This window comes from Vibrio sp. SCSIO 43155 (genome assembly GCF_023716605.1).
In the GTDB taxonomy this organism is placed as follows: Bacteria; Pseudomonadota; Gammaproteobacteria; order Enterobacterales; family Vibrionaceae; genus Vibrio; species Vibrio harveyi.
Map to the genome: position 1 here is coordinate 732,278 of NZ_CP071852.1, position 18,859 is coordinate 751,136.

At 45.4% G+C, this 18,859-nt stretch carries 15 protein-coding genes; 7 read left to right on the forward strand and 8 right to left on the reverse strand.

The window, feature by feature from the left end:
• Positions 1 to 235: 235 nt before the first annotated feature.
• Positions 236 to 2,431 carry a bifunctional metallophosphatase/5'-nucleotidase gene (locus J4N44_RS03355; protein ID WP_017188440.1) on the forward strand — a complete coding sequence of 732 codons (2,196 nt, stop codon included), beginning with the start codon at positions 236 to 238 and terminating at the stop codon, positions 2,429 to 2,431.
• 90 nt (positions 2,432 to 2,521) lie between these two features.
• Positions 2,522 to 3,712, forward strand: a complete 1,191-nt coding sequence (locus J4N44_RS03360; protein WP_009699859.1) for a YibE/F family protein — start codon at positions 2,522 to 2,524, stop codon at positions 3,710 to 3,712.
• Between the two features lie 87 nt (positions 3,713 to 3,799).
• Here the strand turns inward: J4N44_RS03360 and J4N44_RS03365 are convergent, their stop codons facing one another.
• Genes J4N44_RS03365 through metN form a run of 3 tightly spaced genes read right to left on the reverse strand, consistent with a single transcriptional unit; the run spans position 3,800 to position 6,343 of the window.
• Positions 3,800 to 4,609 carry a MetQ/NlpA family lipoprotein gene (locus J4N44_RS03365; protein ID WP_005447551.1) on the reverse strand — a complete coding sequence of 270 codons (810 nt, stop codon included), beginning with the start codon at positions 4,607 to 4,609 and terminating at the stop codon, positions 3,800 to 3,802.
• Between the two features lie 32 nt (positions 4,610 to 4,641).
• On the reverse strand, positions 4,642 to 5,319 hold the full coding sequence (locus tag J4N44_RS03370) for a methionine ABC transporter permease (RefSeq protein ID WP_252044849.1): 678 nt from the start codon (positions 5,317 to 5,319) through the stop codon (positions 4,642 to 4,644).
• Positions 5,309 to 6,343: a methionine ABC transporter ATP-binding protein MetN gene (gene metN / locus J4N44_RS03375; protein ID WP_252044850.1), complete on the reverse strand. Its 1,035-nt coding sequence runs from the start codon at positions 6,341 to 6,343 to the stop codon at positions 5,309 to 5,311. The genes J4N44_RS03370 and metN overlap by 11 nt, the downstream gene beginning before the upstream one ends.
• Before the next feature lie 343 nt (positions 6,344 to 6,686).
• Between metN and gmhB the strand changes: the two genes are divergently transcribed.
• The 4 genes from gmhB (at position 6,687) to treC (ending at position 11,639) form a co-directional block, all read left to right on the forward strand.
• Positions 6,687 to 7,238, forward strand: coding sequence for a D-glycero-beta-D-manno-heptose 1,7-bisphosphate 7-phosphatase (gmhB, locus tag J4N44_RS03380; protein ID WP_005447547.1), 552 nt, complete (start codon positions 6,687 to 6,689; stop codon positions 7,236 to 7,238).
• A 74-nt stretch (positions 7,239 to 7,312) separates the two neighbouring features.
• Positions 7,313 to 8,260 carry a trehalose operon repressor TreR gene (gene treR, locus J4N44_RS03385; protein WP_239210974.1) on the forward strand — a complete coding sequence of 316 codons (948 nt, stop codon included), beginning with the start codon at positions 7,313 to 7,315 and terminating at the stop codon, positions 8,258 to 8,260.
• Positions 8,261 to 8,435: 175 nt separating this feature from the next.
• Positions 8,436 to 9,860: a PTS trehalose transporter subunit IIBC gene (treB, locus tag J4N44_RS03390; protein ID WP_005440120.1), complete on the forward strand. Its 1,425-nt coding sequence runs from the start codon at positions 8,436 to 8,438 to the stop codon at positions 9,858 to 9,860.
• A gap of 93 nt (positions 9,861 to 9,953) precedes the next feature.
• Entirely contained in the window at positions 9,954 to 11,639 is a 1,686-nt protein-coding gene (gene treC / locus J4N44_RS03395; RefSeq protein WP_252044851.1) for an alpha,alpha-phosphotrehalase, read from the forward strand.
• 98 nt (positions 11,640 to 11,737) lie between these two features.
• On the opposite strand, the gene J4N44_RS03400 is transcribed toward treC, so the two are convergent.
• The 3 genes from J4N44_RS03400 to J4N44_RS03410 all read right to left on the reverse strand — a co-directional run bounded on the left by J4N44_RS03400 (position 11,738) and on the right by J4N44_RS03410 (position 14,988).
• Positions 11,738 to 12,637, reverse strand: coding sequence for a hypothetical protein (locus J4N44_RS03400; protein WP_029789176.1), 900 nt, complete (start codon positions 12,635 to 12,637; stop codon positions 11,738 to 11,740).
• 131 nt (positions 12,638 to 12,768) lie between these two features.
• Positions 12,769 to 14,295, reverse strand: a complete 1,527-nt coding sequence (locus J4N44_RS03405; protein ID WP_005447542.1) for a winged helix-turn-helix domain-containing protein — start codon at positions 14,293 to 14,295, stop codon at positions 12,769 to 12,771.
• 90 nt (positions 14,296 to 14,385) lie between these two features.
• A complete protein-coding gene (locus tag J4N44_RS03410) occupies positions 14,386 to 14,988 on the reverse strand; it encodes a YitT family protein (RefSeq protein ID WP_005447540.1) in 603 nt (200 codons plus the stop codon).
• Positions 14,989 to 15,335: 347 nt separating this feature from the next.
• On the opposite strand from J4N44_RS03410, the gene glyA reads away from it, so the two are divergent.
• Positions 15,336 to 16,586: a serine hydroxymethyltransferase gene (gene glyA / locus J4N44_RS03415; RefSeq protein WP_005440106.1), complete on the forward strand. Its 1,251-nt coding sequence runs from the start codon at positions 15,336 to 15,338 to the stop codon at positions 16,584 to 16,586.
• A 499-nt stretch (positions 16,587 to 17,085) separates the two neighbouring features.
• Here the strand turns inward: glyA and lipA are convergent, their stop codons facing one another.
• Both lipA and lipB read right to left on the reverse strand, forming a co-directional pair.
• Positions 17,086 to 18,051 (reverse strand): lipoyl synthase, encoded by a 966-nt coding sequence (gene lipA / locus J4N44_RS03420; RefSeq protein WP_005447535.1) that lies wholly within the window; start codon positions 18,049 to 18,051, stop codon positions 17,086 to 17,088.
• Complete coding sequence (lipB, locus tag J4N44_RS03425; RefSeq protein WP_005447534.1) at positions 18,048 to 18,710, reverse strand: lipoyl(octanoyl) transferase LipB; 663 nt, start codon at positions 18,708 to 18,710, stop codon at positions 18,048 to 18,050. Before lipB ends, lipA begins: the two co-directional genes overlap by 4 nt.
• Positions 18,711 to 18,859 lie beyond the last annotated feature (149 nt).

The following is an 18,859-nucleotide window of genomic DNA, read 5'->3' on the forward strand; positions in this document are numbered from 1 at the left end:
ATTTATTTTATCAATACATTGATTCGAAAAGCATTTTCATTGACCATTTCTCTCATCCCCTTGATTGTGATCTTTGTTCATGTTCAAAGAAAAATGTAACTTAGTTGCATGGTTTATAAGCATTGAAACGTTTGCTTCTCAAAAATTTCAAATAATATCCATACCCTTTTTGAGGTTTTGGGAAGAGGGCCCCTTCCGAAAATATATATAAAAAAATAATCTGGAAGGAATTGAGATGACTTTATTTAAACGAAGCCTAATCTGTATTGCAGTTGTCGGCTTGATGGCTGGTTGTAACGATGATGAAACCAAATACGTAGAGGTACCATCAGATTACAGTCCAGTGGTCGCAGAGGGTAAAACGCTAACTAACACACCTGACGTCGTCGTCAAAGGTGAAGCAACGCAAGATGACGAAGTCACCATTGCTATCGCGGCGACATCGGATTTACATGGTCGCTTGTTTGGTTTTGACTATGCGCTAAATGCCGTAGACGATGACGCTGGTATTACCCGCATCGCAACCTTGCTTGCTGGCCAAAAAGCGGCACATCCAAATATGATCCTGATTGATATCGGTGATACGGTTCAGGGCAACTCCGCGCAGCTATTCAACGATGACCCAACTCACCCTGTGGTTGAGAGCATGAACTCTCTTGGCTTTGATGTTTGGGTACCAGGCAACCATGAATTTAACTTTGAGCGTTCGTTTGTCGATCGCAACCTCGATCATTTTAATGGTGCGGTCCTGTCTTCTAACATCAAGTGGGAAAGTAACGATGTGAACTACATTCGCGCGTTCCAAATGTTTGAAGTGGAAGGTGTGAAAGTGGCGATCGTTGGTCTAACGCCATCGAACGTGCCGAACTGGGAAGCCTCAGCTCCGGATCACTTCAAAGGTTTGAAGTTTGAGAACGAATTGGACGCAACCAAAGAAGCGGTTGATCAACTGGTGTCTAAGTACAATCCAGATGTGATTGTGGGTGCGCTTCACCTTGGTCGCCAAGAAGACGGTGGTGTGGGCGTTTATGAAATTGCGTCTGCAATGGCGGATAAATTCGACGTTATTCTAGCGGGTCACGAACACGCGAACTACATCGAGCAAGTGAATGCGGACGGCACAGTCACACCAATCAGCAAATCAACATCAGAAATCGGCGGCGAAAATACGTTGATTGAAGATAAAGCCAAGTCTGGCGAATACACTCAAGATAACCGAGCACAAAGCGTGAAAATCATTGAGCCAGGTAAGTGGGGTGCTTACCTTGCCAAAGCTGAGATTCAACTGAAGAAAGTCGATGGTAAGTGGACAATGGAAGACACCACGTTAACCAACATCGGCACGAAGAAGGTCAAAGAAGAGCAGGCTCTACAAGCGAAATTCCAATACGTGCATGATATTTCGGTTGAAGACGCGACGCGCGAGCTTGGTCGTGTAACGGGCAACTTCACACCAAGCGCATCAGGCTTCCCAGATGAAGCGACCGCGACGGATTACAACTACACCGCAGAGCGCCTGTACTCGACGATTCACCTTGCGAAAGTGGTTGATACACCATTGATGGATGTGATTAACCAAATCCAAATGCAGCAAATCGAAGCGGCGATGGGTAAAGGTAACGGCGCGATAGTCTCTGCAGCATCTCTGTTCTCTGATCAATCTAACTTAATAGACAACGAAGTGTACACCAAAGGTAAGTCGACTAACTTGTATAAATACGACAACACTTTGCTTGGTGTGGAGATGACAGGTGCCAACCTAAAACGCTTCATCGAATGGTCTTACTCTTACTTCAACCAATACCAACCGGGTGATATTACCGTTTCGTTCAAGAAAGGCGCTCCTGCTTACCTATACGACCAATTTGATGGTGATATCGAATTTACTGTGGATCTGAGTAAGCCGTCTCTTGAGCTGGATGAAAACAATACAGTGACGAATGAAGGCAGCCGCGTCAACATCACTAGCATTGGCGGTGAACAGTTCGATCCTAATGCAACTTACAAAGTGGCAATGAACAGCTACCGCTTTGGTTCGCAAATCCAGAAGTTTGGTTGGGCGAGCAAAGATGACGTGTTCTACGACTCAGTGAATGAGCCGGTATACGCAATCCGCGATATGTTGACGGCTTATGTTGAGAAGAACAAAGGCATCAACGTGGCAGATTTTAATGGCAACGTTGGTAACTGGTCGTTCACGCAATACCTGCCAAGTGGTGAAATTACGACACTAAGAGAAGGTAAAGGCAAGGCGCTGTGGGATCAATTGAAGAACATGGAAATCTGTGTCTCGATTGATTTGGAAAACCCGAAATACCCTGCAATTGTTAAGTCTGTGAACATCAATGATTCGTCTAGCTACTTTGTTAACCCTAACAAAGACGCGGCGACGCTTGATGAGAAAGTCGCAGGTTGTAACCCAACTCATTAATCCTGCATATGGGCGCGGTAATCTTTACCGCGCCTAATTTTACTCACCAGAGGCAAAGCCCGTTTAGTGAGTGATGTAGAAGAGTGCTTCATGATCAAAAGAATCTATAACCGATGGGGTTTCACCCTACTGATTACCCTTATCTCCACGCTTATCTTTCAGTTTTCTTCTTCGTGGAGTGAAGATTTCCGTCCCAAATCTCGTCAACAACAAGAGTTTGTTGAAGCGACTGTCACGCGTTCGATCTCAAACCATGTTGCGCCAGATCCGCTTGTGCCGGATGTGATGACTGGTAAGCAAGTCTTCATGGCAAAAATCCTTGAGGGAGAGAGCGAAGGTTTAGAGGTGGAAGTCACCAATCCTCTTAGTCGCCAGCACAATGTGTACGTTGGTGAAGGCGATACTTTCATTATGATGATCCGCGAAACCACCAATGGTACCGTTTATTGGGCGTATAACCACAAACGCTCAGACGCGATTTACCTTATGCTTGTGCTGTTCTGTGCGCTGCTACTGAGCTTTGGCAAGAAAGAGGGCATCAATTCTATGGTCGCGCTCTATTTTACCGCGGCATTGATTGTTGGCGTGTTGGTGCCAAGTATTTTCGCTGGCTGGAATCCGATGCTGGTTAGTATTTTGCTGATGGTGGTGATCATCGTGGTCAGCTTTATTCTCGTCTCTGGCTATAACCGCAAGAGTTTATGTGCCATGGGCGGCACATTATTGGGTGTGATCGCCGCGGGTGTAATGGCGCAGTGGTTCGGTGAAATGGCGCACTTGTCGGGCATTTACCTCGACAAGGGCGAAGACGTGATTTACCTAACGTCGGTAAAGATGGGCATCCGTTGGTTGATGTTCGTGACGATTGTCGTTGCTGCACTTGGCGCTGTTATGGACGTTGCGATTTCGATTGCATCGGCGTATGCGGAGCTGCAACAAACCGACCCGAAACTCAAACCAAAGCAGTTGGTTAGAGCGTCGATGAACATTGGTCGAGACATCATGGGCACCATGACTAACACCTTGATTTTGGCGTTTGCTGGTGGCTCATTGACGACTATCATGATGGTGTGGGGTCTTAACATGCCAGCGAGCCAGTTTATGAATATGCCGCTGGTGGGACTTGCAGTGGTGAATGCGTTAGCGGGCAGTGTAGGCATTGTGCTTACTATCCCGTTTACTGCGTTTTTAGCGCCTTATGTGTTTAAACATCCGCAAGTGGATACACAGCAAGAACAGGAGCAAAAGAAGCTTGAGCAAGACGAAGTTCAGCTGTTCTAGCGATATAAAACCGCAATGAAAACAAATGCAAAAAGGGCGCTCCGATGAGCGCCCTTTTTAAGTTTAAAGTGTTGTAGAAAGAGGGGATTACCAACCTTTCACTACACCACCTTTGAAGATGTCTTTCGCTGCTTCGTAAACTTCATCTGTTTGGTATGCTTTCACGAAGTTTTGTACGTTAGCTGCTTGAACGTTGTCTTCACGAGCAACGATAAGGTTTACGTATGGAGACTCTTTGTCTTCTACGAAGATACCGTCACGCTCAGGTGTTAGGTCAATTGAACTTGCGTAAGTTGTGTTGATGATAGAAACCGCAACGTCATCAAGAGAACGTGGAAGCTGTGCTGCGTCTAGTTCAACGATAGTGATGTTTTTCGGGTTACCTACGATGTCACGTACTGTTGCCAGTAGACCAACGCCATCGCGCAGTTCGATCAGACCTTGTTGCTCAAGAAGTAGAAGAGAACGACCTAGGTTAGTTGGATCGTTTGGAACCGCGATGCGAGCACCATCTTCGATTTCATCCACTGATTTCACTTGCTTAGAGTAACCAGCGATAGGGTATACGAAAGAGTTGCCTGCAGTTACTAGCTTGTAGCCACGATCTTTTACTTGCTGATCTAGGTATGGCTTGTGTTGGAACGCGTTTGCGTCGATTGAGCCATCATCTAGTGCTGCGTTTGGTGTTACGTAATCGGTAAAGGTAACCAACTCAACATCCAGGTTATATTTCTCTTTAGCAACTTTTGCTGCAACTTCCGCAACTTGAGCTTCAGCACCTGCCATTACGCCAACTTTTACTTTATTCACGTCGACTTCTTTGTCACCACAACCAGCAAGAACCAGTGCAGAAGCGGCAGTTGCAACAGTCAAAAGACTCTTAAGGCTAAATTTCATCTTTATCTCCTTATAATTGGTATTTTCAATTCTTATCTGTGGTCTACACGGCGTACGATTGCATCACCGATAGACTGAATAATTTGTACTAGAACAATCAGCATCACGACCGTTACTGCCATGATGACTACGTCGTAACGGTGGAAGCCATAACGGATAGCTACGTCACCAAGACCGCCGCCGCCTACCGTACCCGCCATTGCTGAGTAGCTTACAAGTGTTACTAGGGTAATCGTTACTGAGTTAACAATAGTCGGCATTGCTTCAGGAAGCAGAACTTTTGTGATGATTTGTGTTGGTGTTGCGCCCATAGATTGTGCAGCCTCAACCAAACCTGATGGTACTTCCAGCAGTGCACCTTCAATGAGACGCGCCACAAATGGGATTGCACCGATAGTCAAAGGAACAATCGCTGCTGTTGTACCGATAAAGGTGCCAACCAACAGTTTGGTTACTGGAATAATCGCAACCATCAGCACTAGGAAAGGAACCGAGCGACCAATGTTAACGATGGCGCCAAGCACGCGATTAAGTTTAGTGTTCTCCAGCAAGCCACCTTTTTTAGTGGTGTGCAAAATTACGCCTAGTGGAATACCAACTGCGAAACCAACGATGCCAGCAACCGCAACCATGTATAGGGTTTCCCATGTTGCGCCCAAAAGTAGGTTGCAGTTTAGGCTCAGCCATTCAGAAATCGTATTAAAGGACATAGCCAAGTACCTCTACTTTCACGTTGTGCTCACGCAAGAACTCAATCGCTGCGTTATCGTCTTCTTCGTTACCAAACAGCTCTGCGACCATCATGCCGAACTTCACGCCGCCAGCGTAATCCAGATCAGAGCTTAGAATGCTTACGTCGATGTTGTACTTACGAGCGATCTGCGTCATTAGAGGGGCATCCACGGTTGCGCCAGTAAATTCTAAGCGAACCAATGGGTAGCTGTTTTCTACGCGCGTGGTTTGTAAGCGAGCTTGGTAATCTTCTGGGATAGAAAGATCCAAAGTAGAGCGAATGAACTCGTGCGCCAGTGCAGTCTTCGGATGCGCGAAGATTTCACCAACGGTACCTTTTTCCACTAGCTCACCATCACCGATGATCGCCACTTCGTGACAGATGCTCTTAACCACTTCCATTTCGTGAGTGATCAGAAGAATGGTGATTTCGAGCTTGCGGTTGATTTCTTTTAGTAGTTCTAAGATGGACTGAGTCGTTGCTGGATCCAGTGCACTGGTTGCTTCGTCACACAGCAAAACGCTAGGGTCTGATGCCAGTGCACGTGCAATCGCTACTCGTTGCTTTTGACCACCACTTAGGTTTGCTGGGTAGCTTTCATGCTTGTCTGAAAGACCAACGAGTTTAAGTAGCTCAGTCACTTTTGTTGTGATTTGCGCTTTGTCTTTGCCTGCTAGCTCAAGAGGGAGTGCGACATTGTCGAAAACGGTGCGAGACGACAGCAGGTTAAAGTGTTGGAAGATCATCCCGATGTTACGGCGAGTGTCTCCCAATTGCTTTTTGCTTAATTTGGTTAGATCAACGCCATCTACGATGATGGAACCCGATGTCGGGGCTTCCAGCATGTTCACACAGCGGATTAGGGTACTTTTACCCGCGCCCGATGAGCCAATAACACCGAAGATGGTGCCCTTCGCGATATCTAGATTAATGTCCTTAAGGGCAAGAATTTCCTTACTGCCTTGGTAGAACACTTTATTGACGTTTTTTATTTCTATCATGTTTCAACCTGCACAGAGATACTGGGAACTTCGCTGTTAAAAACGGCTTTTAACAGGAGTAAATTTTGAACTCTATCTCAATTCTCAGTTGATGCTATGGGTTAAGTAGTATTAAGTCAATAGATATTTTTACGTCTAGACGTCTAAATGTATGGATGTTCTGTTGGGAAAGGAAAACAGAGAATGTTTGGCGGAAGGGCATATATAAGAGGGATACTCAAGATTTACCGATTCTCGGGCGACAAATCAACTGTTTTGTCGCCCACTCACACCAATTAGATAGTGTGAGTGCTTATAAGGTATGTAATAATCTGATAAAACCGAGTAAATAGAGAAATACGTTTTGGCAAAACCTGCTGTTTTTATCGACCGTGACGGCGTGATCAACGTTGACCACGGCTACGTTCATGACGAACATGATTTTGAGTACATTGACGGTGTCTTTGAAGCGACAAAAGCGCTGAAAGATAAAGGCTACCTGCTGGTGCTTGTGACCAATCAATCTGGCATTGCACGTGGTAAATTCAGCGAAGACCGTTTCTTGTCTCTGACTCAATGGATGGACTGGAACTTCGCTGATAATGGCGTTGAGTTCGACGGCATCTACTACTGCCCGCATCATCCGGAGCATGGCATTGGCGAGTACAAGCAAGATTGTGATTGTCGTAAGCCAAAACCAGGTATGTTTATTTCTGCGCGTGACTTCTTGAAGATCGACATGGAGAAATCTGTGATGATCGGCGACAAAGCCGAAGACATGATGGCAGCAGAAGCGGCAGGCGTTGGCACTAAGATTTTGGTTCGCACTGGTAAGCCAGTAACAGAACAAGGCGAAGCGATTGCAACGGTAGTATTAGATAGCATTGCAGACGTGCCTGCGTACCTAAACAAGTAATCTTCATTACTGACTGAGATAAGGGAAGCCGCTGCTTCCCTTTTGTTTGATTCCTTCTTTTAGTCTGAACACTTATGAGCAAAAAACTCACCATTCTTGATATCGCGAAACTGGCTGGCGTAGGCAAGTCGACGGTCAGTCGTGTGCTTACCAATGATCCCAAGGTAAAACCGCAAACGCGTGAGAAGGTAGAGCAAATCATTCGTGAATCAGGTTATGTGCCCTCAAAATCGGCTCAGTCGATGCGTGGCGGCAGCCAAAAGGTGATCGGTGTGATCATCTCTCGTCTGGATTCACCATCAGAAAACCGCGCTGTTGGGACCATGCTCAACGCTTTGTACTCAGCCGGATACGATGTCGTGATCATGGAGAGCCAGTTCGATCGTGATAAAACCAATGAGCATTTGGATGTGCTTAAACGTCGCAATGTCGATGGGGTGATCGTGTTTGGCTTTACTGGATGTGATGAGCAAGCGTTAGCGGAGTGGGGCAATCGCATTGTCGTGATCGCGATGGACACACAAATGGTTTCCTCGATCAACTACGACAACCAAGGCGTTATCGATATGGCGCTCTCCCACCTGGAACAACAATCTATTTCTCGTATTGCCTACATTGGTGTTGATCCAGAAGACCGCACTACAGGTCTCGCTCGCCTAAATGCTTACCAAGCTTGGTGTGAGAAAAAGCGCATCGAACCATGTTTTAAAACTGGCAAGCTTAGCCACGAAAGTGCGTATCAGCTGGTGGATCACGTTCTTCAATCCGATACACAAGCCATTGTTTGTGCCAGTGATACCATCGCTCTAGGTGTGATTAAACGTCTGCAAGAAGTGGGACGTGAAGATGTGGTGGTTACCGGTGTCGGTGGTAACGAATTGCTTTCTTTTCTCTTCCCGAAGGTCTTTAGCGTGGATCCAGGCTACGCTCATGCTGGTGAAAAAGCCGCTAACATGCTGATAAATCAATTAAATGGTGATGAGTCTGTGGTGCATTTTACCCAGCAACCTATCCGTCATTAATCCTCCTTTCGATGATCTGCTCTAAAATTATACTGTGATCATTCTCAATTAATGGGACTGTTCCCATTTTGTTTTTGAATGCGAAATGGCAATATTAAAATCATCGAGTGGGAATGTTCCCATTATAAAAATAAAACGATGAATTGAATGTATCCAATACAGGGTGGACAAAGTTATGAGTAAGATTGCGCGTCAAGATGTACAGCGTCTTATTGAGCTGGTCGGGGGATCGGACAATATTGCCAGTGTAAGCCACTGCTTAACTCGCTTGCGTTTCGTGTTGAATGACACTGACAAAGCCGATACAAAACAGTTAGATGCACTGCCTATGGTGAAGGGCTGCTTTACCAATGCCGGTCAATTTCAGGTCGTTATCGGCACTGAAGTTGATGAGGTTTACAAAGTACTGATCGAGCTTAGCGGCAAAAGTGAATCGAGCAAAGATGAATCTAAGAACGCTGCTCGTCAAAATATGAACATCGTTGAGCGTGGTATTTCCCACCTTGCTGAAATCTTTGTACCACTGCTACCAGCGATCATCACCGGTGGTTTGATTCTTGGTTTCCGTAACGTGATTGGCGACATCAAGATGTTTGATGGTCAAACGCTAACGGAAATCAGCCAGTTTTGGGCAACGGTACACTCTTTCCTATGGCTAATTGGTGAGGCGATCTTCTTCTTCCTACCGGTTGGCGTGTGTTGGTCGACAGTGAAAAAGCTTGGCGGTACTCCGATTCTGGGTATCACATTGGGCGTGACGCTGGTTTCGCCACAGTTAATGAATGCCTATTTAATTGGTAAGCAAGTGCCTGAAGTATGGGACTTTGGCTTATTCGCCATCGAGAAAGTAGGCTATCAAGCGCAAGTGATTCCAGCGATGCTTGCTGGTATGGCTCTGGCGTTTATTGAAACCAACTTAAAACGCATCATTCCTTCTTACCTCTACCTAGTGGTCGTGCCGTTTGTTTCTATCATCGTGTCTGTGATTCTTGCGCACTCTATCATTGGTCCATTTGGTCGTATGTTAGGTGACGGCGTTGCTTTCGCAGCAAAAGCAGCCATGACGGGTGACTTCGCAATGATTGGCTCAACCATCTTCGGTTTCCTATATGCGCCATTGGTAATTACCGGTATTCACCACACCACTAACGCGGTTGATCTTCAACTGATGCAAGAGCTAGGTGGCACGCCAATTTGGCCTTTGATTGCTCTTTCAAATATTGCTCAAGCGTCTGCAGTAGTCGGCATCATTATCATCAGTAAAAAACACGGTGAGCGTGATATCTCGGTGCCTGCGGCTATCTCTGCTTACCTTGGTGTGACTGAGCCAGCGATGTACGGCATCAACTTGAAATACAAATTCCCAATGCTGAGCGCGATGATCGGTAGTGCGATTGCCGCTGCTATCTGTGGTAGTGCAGGTGTGATGGCGAACGGCATCGGTGTGGGCGGTTTGCCGGGCATCTTGTCTATCCAACCGCAGTTCTGGGGCGTATTTGCTCTGGCGATGTTGGTGGCGATTGTCGTCCCAGTCGCGCTGACGCTTGTGTTGTATAAGCGCGCACAGATGAAAGGCGAGTTAGAAACCGCTAACGCGTAATTCAAACTGAGGCAGTGATTTGGCTGCCTCGTTTATCTCCTCTATTTTTTTAAGATTTTTAAGTTTCCGTTTAATGGTAAGTGAGCGTTAGAAATGGCAATGACCAAGCATGATGAGAGCTGGTGGAAAACCGCAACCATCTACCAAATTTACCCAAAAAGCTTTTGTGACAGTGGAAGTAAAGGCACGGGCGATATCAAAGGGATCATTTCTAAGCTGGATTATCTAAAACACCTTGGTGTGGATGCGATTTGGCTGACGCCGGTTTATCAATCACCAATGATCGACAACGGTTATGACATTTCCGATTACTATGCGATCAACCCAGATTTCGGCACCATGCAAGATTTCGATACCCTGTTGGCTGAGGCTCACCAGCTGGGTATTCGAATCATCATGGATATCGTGGTGAATCATACTTCGACAGAACACAAGTGGTTCCAATCAGCACTGGGTGATAAAAACAGCCCGTACCGTGATTACTACATCTGGAAAGATCCGGTAGATGGCGCAGAGCCAAACAACTGGCAATCTAAGTTTGGTGGCAACGCTTGGGCGCTGGATGAAAAAACGGGTCAGTACTATTTGCACCTTTTTGCTAAAGAGCAAGCGGACCTAAACTGGGAAAATCCGGTAGTGCGTGAAGAGGTGAAAGAAGTCATTAGCTTCTGGGCAGAGAAAGGTGTGGATGGTTTTCGTCTAGATGTCATCAACCTGATTTCCAAGCAACAAGATTTTCCAAGTGATGATATTGGTGATGGTCGCCGTTTCTACACTGACGGTCCTCGCGTACATGAATATCTTCAAGAGATCAGCGAAGCTGTGTTCCAAAAGTACGGTAGCGTGACGGTGGGTGAAATGTCTTCCACCACGCTAGAGCATTGTCAGCAGTATTCAGCGCAAGATGGCAAAGAGCTGTCAATGGTGTTCAACTTCCACCACCTAAAAGTTGATTACCCAAATGGTGATAAGTGGACGAAAGCGCCGTTTGATTTCATCCAACTGAAACAGATCTTCAACCATTGGCAAACTGGCTTAAATGGCAAAGGGTGGGGCGCGCTATTTTGGTGTAACCACGACCAACCACGCGTTGTGAGCCGATTAGGTAACGACGAACAATACCGTGTTGAATCTGCCAAAATGCTTGCGGCATCGGTACACATGATGCAAGGCACACCTTATGTTTATCAAGGTGAAGAGATCGGCATGACCAACCCGGGCTACACCGAAATCAGCCAATATCGCGATGTTGAAAGCACGAACATGTACGACATCATGGTCAATCGCGATGACGTATCTCACGACGATATGATGGCGATTTTGGCACAGAAGTCGCGTGATAACTCACGTACGCCAATGCAATGGAACAGCGCGAAACACGCGGGCTTTACTGAGGGCACGCCGTGGCTAGAGGTGGCTCAGAACTATTCAGAGATCAACGCAGAAGCCGCGATTGCCGATTTAAACTCGGTGTTCTACTTCTACAAGCGCTTGATTGAACTGCGTAAACAGGTACCAGTCATCACCGATGGTCGTTACGAGGACTTACTGCCTGAGCACAAACGTATTTTTGCTTACGCACGTCAGAACGACAAGCAAACGCTGCTGTGTATTAACAACTATTACGGCGAAGAAGTAGAGTGTGTATTACCAGAGCGCTTTGATATGAGTAAAGCCAAAAATCTGCTTTCCAACTATCAAAATGCGACCAGCGCGATTGCTTCTAGTCATCAGGTATTGCGTCCTTACGAAACTCGCATCTTGCTGATTGAAGAGTAAAAATTAAGCTTCCCCTAAGGATTTCGGTCCTAAACAAAAGGCTTTGGAGTGCTCCCCAAAGCCTTTGCTTTTTATCTAAATAAGATTTGATGGCTGAATTAAGCTTTTTCGATCTTATTCAAAGTTACTTTCGTTTCTCTCACTTGAATCTGTTCACTCTTTAGCAGTTCTACTTGCTCAATGAATCCTAGAGTTGGGTTAAACCAGCGTTCAGCAGAACTCTCAAACTCTTTTGAATCGATCAATTCCATACCGTCACATACAAGGTTATAAGTATTTTTCTCGGTTAGGTATGCCGCTTCAACCGATTTACCGGAGACATTAAACGTCTTACGGGCACCTGTTTCCCCAACTTGTTGGCTCCAAGTGGTTTTACACTGAGCGTTATCAGCTAACGCGTTTACCCAAGGATTATCATCAAAGGAATCAAGCATGCGTTTCACTTGCTCTCCTGACAAATCTACGATTACAGATACAAGATGTTTGCTGATATCAATGTTTGGATCCTTCTCTTTCACCGTTGCCCCCTCTAACCGAAATAGAGGACTGCTGTTCATCATCATGACGTTGGATAGAGAGTCAATGAGATAAAGGTCGGTAACTTCATGCAGCGCACCGTCAATACCAGCAAAGTAAATGGTATTACCTTCTTGCTCGCTACTGTCTAGGTAGAACTGTGTAATGCCGTTGTTTTCCAGAAGTTGGATAACGGGAATAAAAGGGTCATCTTGCTGGGTGTCGCGTAGTCGGTCGATGAGCTTTTGAACAGCCATTGGCTCAAAGCTTATCGTTATAGGTTCGCCCTGTTGACCGTCAGCAGAAGTGACGTAGTGAAGCGTTGTACTTGCTTCAGGTTTGAAAGATGAGTTTTGGATTGGGTAGTCGAAGCTTGATTGTGGACCTTTGCTTTCGCTTGTAGAACCAGAAGAAGAACCGCCCCCTCCACAGCCGTAAAGTGCGATCGTAGCTGCTGCGAGAAGCGTCATTTTTTTAAGCATGAGTTTACATTCCTAATTTTAGAAGGCTGATAAATCGAGCCGTTATTTGAATGTCGCCATGCTAAGTTTTGAGTGAGAAAAAGGGCAAAAAACAAAAACTAATAGAGTTAAATGAAAGCTTAATTTTATATTTAGGTCTTTGTTTTTTCTGGGTTAATATCTTCTTCGATATTGGTGCAGTATTCTTCAATTAATGCCTTCCAGCGCATCACAATTTCCTTTTCTTTAATACTGACACGCAACTTCTTCCAAGGCTGTAAGCAGGTTTCTTTCGATTCCGGCTGAGACAAACGACTGAATAACTCTTCAGAAGGCATAACACGTAAAAGAGCTACGAGCGATTCCATGTAATTTAAGCGGAACTGATCAAGCTTATTTTGCTTGTAGGCAATATGAGATACAAAAGTGTAAATCAGGGCATTCTGAATTAATGAGTCTCCCGCCGGTGTCGTCAATAAGGTTTTCGCCTTATCAAGATTGCCGAGCTTGTAATTGAGGATACCCATCCATAAGTTAAGCTCATCGGGTAAGGCATCGAACTCGGATTGTACTTGATAAAGAAAACCTTCGAGTTTAGTTTGATTTTGTTCGTACAACGCGAGATGGCGAGCTATCGTGATGGCAGTAAACTCATCCATGTTTTTAATACCATCCATTGAGAATTGCTCATCCAGTAACATCTTCTCGTGTGCATCGGTTAACTGCCAATTGCTCTGAGAAGGCGCAGGCAAATTAAAGTATTGAGCGATATCTGCATGCATACGAAAGATATCTGATTGTAGATGGCTGATACGGAGCTCGTATTGATTACGAAACGCCAATTTTCCCGTCGCTGGGTAAATTAGGTTCATTTGCGCTTTGAGTCCCCCTTCTGTGGAATCATCTTTTAGCTCAATGTTGAGCTGATAATCGCTGGTTTGCATGTTTCGTGCGCCAGGGAAATAAGGGGTCTCATTAATTGGGTCGAGAAAGTAGCTCGGCGCATCTTGGTTAGCGATATCGGTATAAGGATACTCGACTTGTTGCTGCAACAAGATCGCTTTCACTAGAGTTCGGTACTCACGAGCAGTGGTGCCTATAGCATCAACACGGTTCAGCAATAACTCTACTTTAGGGATTAAGAGTTGGTTTCGAGTTTGCTGAGTTGAAATGCCTTGCTGCTGCCACAGCGTCACCCCAAGCCCAATACTCATTAGCGCAAGTGCGGCGCATAAGCCATAAACAAGTTTGAATTTGTGAGACGCAGGGGCAAGGTTGCTCTTAGCTGGCTCTTTGGTTTGCTGAGCCTTCTGGGCTGGAGGTAGCAATTGAATATTGGCTGGATTAAGGAAGTAACCTTTACGTGGGTAGGTGACCAACAATTTGGCTGCATCGTGCTCCGGCAAGTGTTCTTGAAGCAAAGCTCTGAGTGTACTGATTCGGTTGGTTAGGACATTCTTTGAAATGAACTTACTTTGCCAAATGGTCTCGATGATAGTTTCAGCAGAGAGTGGGTGCCCAACACTGGTGAGTAACAGTTCCAGTAACTCGACGGTACGCGGCTCAAGATCGATACTGACTGCTTGTTTATGCAGAGTTTGAGTCTCTGGATTGTAGATAAGCTCGCCAATAGCAATCTGACTTTTGGTTTGTTTGGCTTGTTGTAGAAAGTCTCGCATACCATCATGAGTGATTAGTGAATGGCGAGATATTATATAGTCATTGGAGCGCAAAATCTTATAAATTGCGCTCCAATCATCATGGAAAGGCTATGAACCGTAGCTGACCGAATAGCGATGCGGTTTATGGTTCATCGCAAGCACGAGGTTCAGTGCGAAGGCACCAAGTATCGACAACCCAATAACCCAAGGTGTGACGAAGAAGAAAGACGCAAACAAGATACATGCGTCAATTGCCATCTGGGATTTACCTACAGAAATACCGAACTTATCTTGGATGAATAAGCACAATACGTTAAAGCCGCCCAAGCTTGAACGATGACGGAATAGGATCAACATACCCAAGCCCATCAGCAAGCCACCCGCTACCGCGCAGTAAATTTCGTTGATTGATTCCAATGAAATCAGTAAATACAGGTGATCAGCAAAGATAGAAACCAAAGCGCCAGAAATTGCACTGTTAATGGCAAAGTGACGACCGAAGCGTTTCCATGCGAGCAAGTAAAAAGGACAGTTGGCTAAAAAGTAAAGCACACCAAACGTAAAAGGTGTAAATTGGCTAATAAGCAGAGCCAATCCGGTTGTGCCTCCAGTTAAGAGGTTCGCGGATTGGAGAAAGAAAACGCCTTGAGCTACCAAAAAGGTACCTGTAAGAATTGCCATCCAGTCTTCTTTTCTTGAGTGTTTTTCCATCTAATATGCAGTCGTTTGTGATAATTCGGGCGTGCATAGTAGTAAAAAGATGATCTTTTCGGTAGCTAGAGGGTAAAATTTGCGGTAAACCTATGTAATTGTTGTTTTACAGGGTGTAAAGCACAAAATTGACAGTCAGGGAATCATGGTTAAACGATTGCAACATCGTCATGATATTTCTCGCTTGTCACCATGAAAAAACTGCATGAGAAAAATTGTAAATTTCTCTTTATGACCTAGATCAAATTATGTAGAATGCGCGCCATTAGGTCGACGAAAACGTTTGCGTTAGGTCGTTATTCAGTTTTTTTGCAACTTTCAGTACCAATCTGAGTCAGGAGATACAGATGCTTAAGCGTGATATGAACATCGCAGATTACGATGCGGAACTGTTCGCAGCTATCCAGGAAGAGACTCTTCGCCAGGAAGAACACATTGAACTTATCGCTTCTGAAAACTACACAAGTCCACGTGTAATGGAAGCTCAAGGTTCTCAGCTAACGAACAAATACGCTGAAGGCTACCCAGGCAAGCGTTACTACGGCGGTTGTGAGTACGTAGATAAAGCTGAAGCACTAGCGATCGATCGTGCATGCCAACTATTTGGTTGTGAGTACGCGAACGTACAGCCTCACTCAGGTTCTCAAGCAAACAGCGCAGTTTACATGGCGCTTCTAAACCCAGGCGACACAGTTCTAGGTATGAGCCTAGCGCACGGTGGTCACCTAACTCACGGTTCACCAGTAAACTTCTCTGGTAAGCACTACAACGTTATTCCTTACGGTATCGACGAAGCAGGTCAAATCAACTACGACGAGATGGAACAGCTAGCGCTTGAGCACAAGCCTAAGATGATCATCGGTGGTTTTTCTGCTTACTCGCAAATCGTTGATTGGAAACGCATGCGTGAAATCGCAGACAAAGTTGATGCTTACCTATTCGTAGACATGGCGCACGTTGCTGGTCTAATCGCAGCAGGCGAGTACCCGACTCCAGTTCCACATGCTCACGTTGTGACAACAACGACGCACAAAACGCTAGCAGGTCCTCGTGGTGGTCTTATCCTTTCTAACGAAGGTGAAGAGCTGTACAAGAAGCTGAACTCAGCGGTATTCCCTGGCGGCCAAGGTGGTCCTCTAATGCACGTTATTGCTGGTAAAGCTGTAGCGTTCAAAGAAGCGATGGAACCTGAATTCAAAGCTTACCAAGCTAACGTAGTGAAAAACGCGAAAGCAATGGTTGGTCAATTCCAAGAGCGTGGTTACAAAATCGTATCTAACGGTACTGAGAACCACCTATTCCTAGTTGACCTAATTGACAAAGACATTACAGGTAAAGATGCAGATGCAGCACTAGGTGCAGCAAACATCACAGTAAACAAGAACTCGGTTCCAAACGACCCACGCAGCCCATTCGTAACGTCTGGTATCCGTGTTGGTACGCCAGCAATTACTCGCCGCGGCTTCACTGAAGATGACGCGAAAGAGCTAGCAAACTGGATGTGTGATGTTCTAGATAACATCGGCAACGAGGAAGTTATCGAAGCGACGAAGCAGAAAGTTCTAGAGATCTGTAAGCGTCTACCAGTTTACGCATAGTTCTCTGTGTAAATTCGCTTTCTTTGCAAAGTAGTACAGGCTGACTCGTTCTACTTCTGCGATTCAGTGTGATAATTTGATTGATGAAAGGTCCTCGTTTGAGGACCTTTTTGTTTTTCTAGCGTATGGAAATATCAGCTTAGGCTTTTCGAAATAGCGTGCTTTGGTTTCTGAGAGACAGGTTGTTATGTGGAGGCTTGGGAGTATTTGAGTGGAAAACGAAAAAGGTTATTAGACTCTGAATATACTTTTGATTTACTCAAGAGCCCAACGTTGTCATTCCCTACAAGCGAGGAACGAGCGGGATAGGGAATCTCTAATTATCGTTGTTACTTAGAGAGTGTTGAAACAAGATATCCTGATATCTCGTAGGTTCTTCGAAATAGCGAGTTTGGTTTTAACCAGTAGGGTTATTGTTCGAATGACGATGCTTTATGTTCTATGGAGACAAAAAAGGTTGGCACAGAGCCAACCTTTTCTTATCAAAACAAGCGAGAGCTTATTTCACTTCAATACCTTGAGCCTGCATATCAGCATGGTAAGAAGAGCGAACAAATGGACCACACGCCGCGTGGGTGAAGCCAAGTTCTAGTGCAATCTCTTTTAGCTCATCAAACTCTGAAGGTGGAACGTAACGTTCTACTGGCAAGTGGTGACGGCTTGGTGCTAGGTACTGACCAAGTGTCAGCATAGTTACGCCATGTGCACGAAGATCTTTTAGTACTTCGACGATCTCTTCTTTGGTTTCACCAAGACCCATCATTAGACCTGATTTCGTCGGTACATTTGGATGCTGCTCTTTGAATTTTTGCAGCAATTGCAATGACCACTTGTAGTTCGCGCCTGGGCGAGCTTTACGGTAAAGGCGAGGGGCGGTTTCTAGGTTGTGGTTGAAGACATCCGGCGGGTTGTCTTTCATAAGATCAAGTGCCACGTCCATACGACCACGGAAGTCAGGAACCAGAGTTTCAATCTTGATGTGCGGGTTTAGTTCGCGAATTTCACGGTTACAGTTAGCAAAATGCTCTGCACCACCATCACGCAAATCATCACGGTCAACAGAAGTGATTACAACGTACTTCAGTTTCATGTCTGCGATGGTTTTCGCAAGTTTCTTTGGTTCTTCAGCTTCAACAGCAAGAGGACGACCATGGGCAACGTCACAGAAAGGACAACGGCGAGTACAGATCGCACCAAGGATCATGAAAGTTGCCGTACCGTGGTTAAAACACTCAGCTAGGTTAGGGCAAGACGCTTCTTCACATACAGAGTGAAGGTTGTTCTTACGCATTGCTGATTTGATGTCTTGAATACGTTGGCTGTCGGCTGGTAGCTTGATCTTCATCCAATCAGGCTTACGTAGCACTTCTTTCTGCTCTGTTGGCATGTTCTTTACGGGAATCAATGCCATCTTGTCGGCGTCGCGGTATTTAACGCCTTTTTCCATCTGGATTGGTTTGCTCATGCTTTGTTACCTTGAGAAGGTGCTTCTGTGCTGAAATCTACTTGCTCGTAATCAAGCAAAGTAACGAGTTCTTGTATTAGTTGTTTTTCCACGGCTTCGATGTCTTCAGGACCGCCAACTTGGCTGACTTGAACCATCTCCATTCCTTCGTAGCCACATGGGTTAATACGTAAAAAAGGACCTAAGTCCATATTGACGTTCAACGCTAGGCCGTGAAATGAGCATCCTTTTCGAATGCGAAGTCCGAGAGAACATATTTTTTTACCGCCGACATAAACGCCAGGGGCATCAGGTCGTGCAGCAGAATCGATATTGTATGCCTTAAGAGTGTTAATAACGAGGTTCTCGATGTGCGTAACGAGATCTCGCACTCCTAATTTTTTGCGACGTAGGTTGATCAAGAAGTACGCGACTAATTGACCCGGACCATGATAAGTCACCTGACCGCCACGATCGCTTTGAACAACAGGAATATCTCCGGTATTAATCAGGTGCTCGGCTTTACCTGCCTGACCTTGAGTGAATACTGGGTTATGTTCTACCAACCAAACTTCATCAGGCGTGTCGTCTGTGCGTTGGTCAGTAAACTCATGCATCGCCTTCCATACAGGCTCATAATCTTGGCGTCCAAGTCGTTTCACAACAAGTTGGTGTTGCATGGGAATTCCTGTCGATAATATATAAAGTTTTTGGATTATAAACCGGATGACCCTGATGCTCTACAGCTGAGTAACAGATTTTTAACTGAAAGTTCGAGTGGTTTGTATTATCTGTATGATAAATAAAAAGAAAGCAGCCGAAGCTGCTT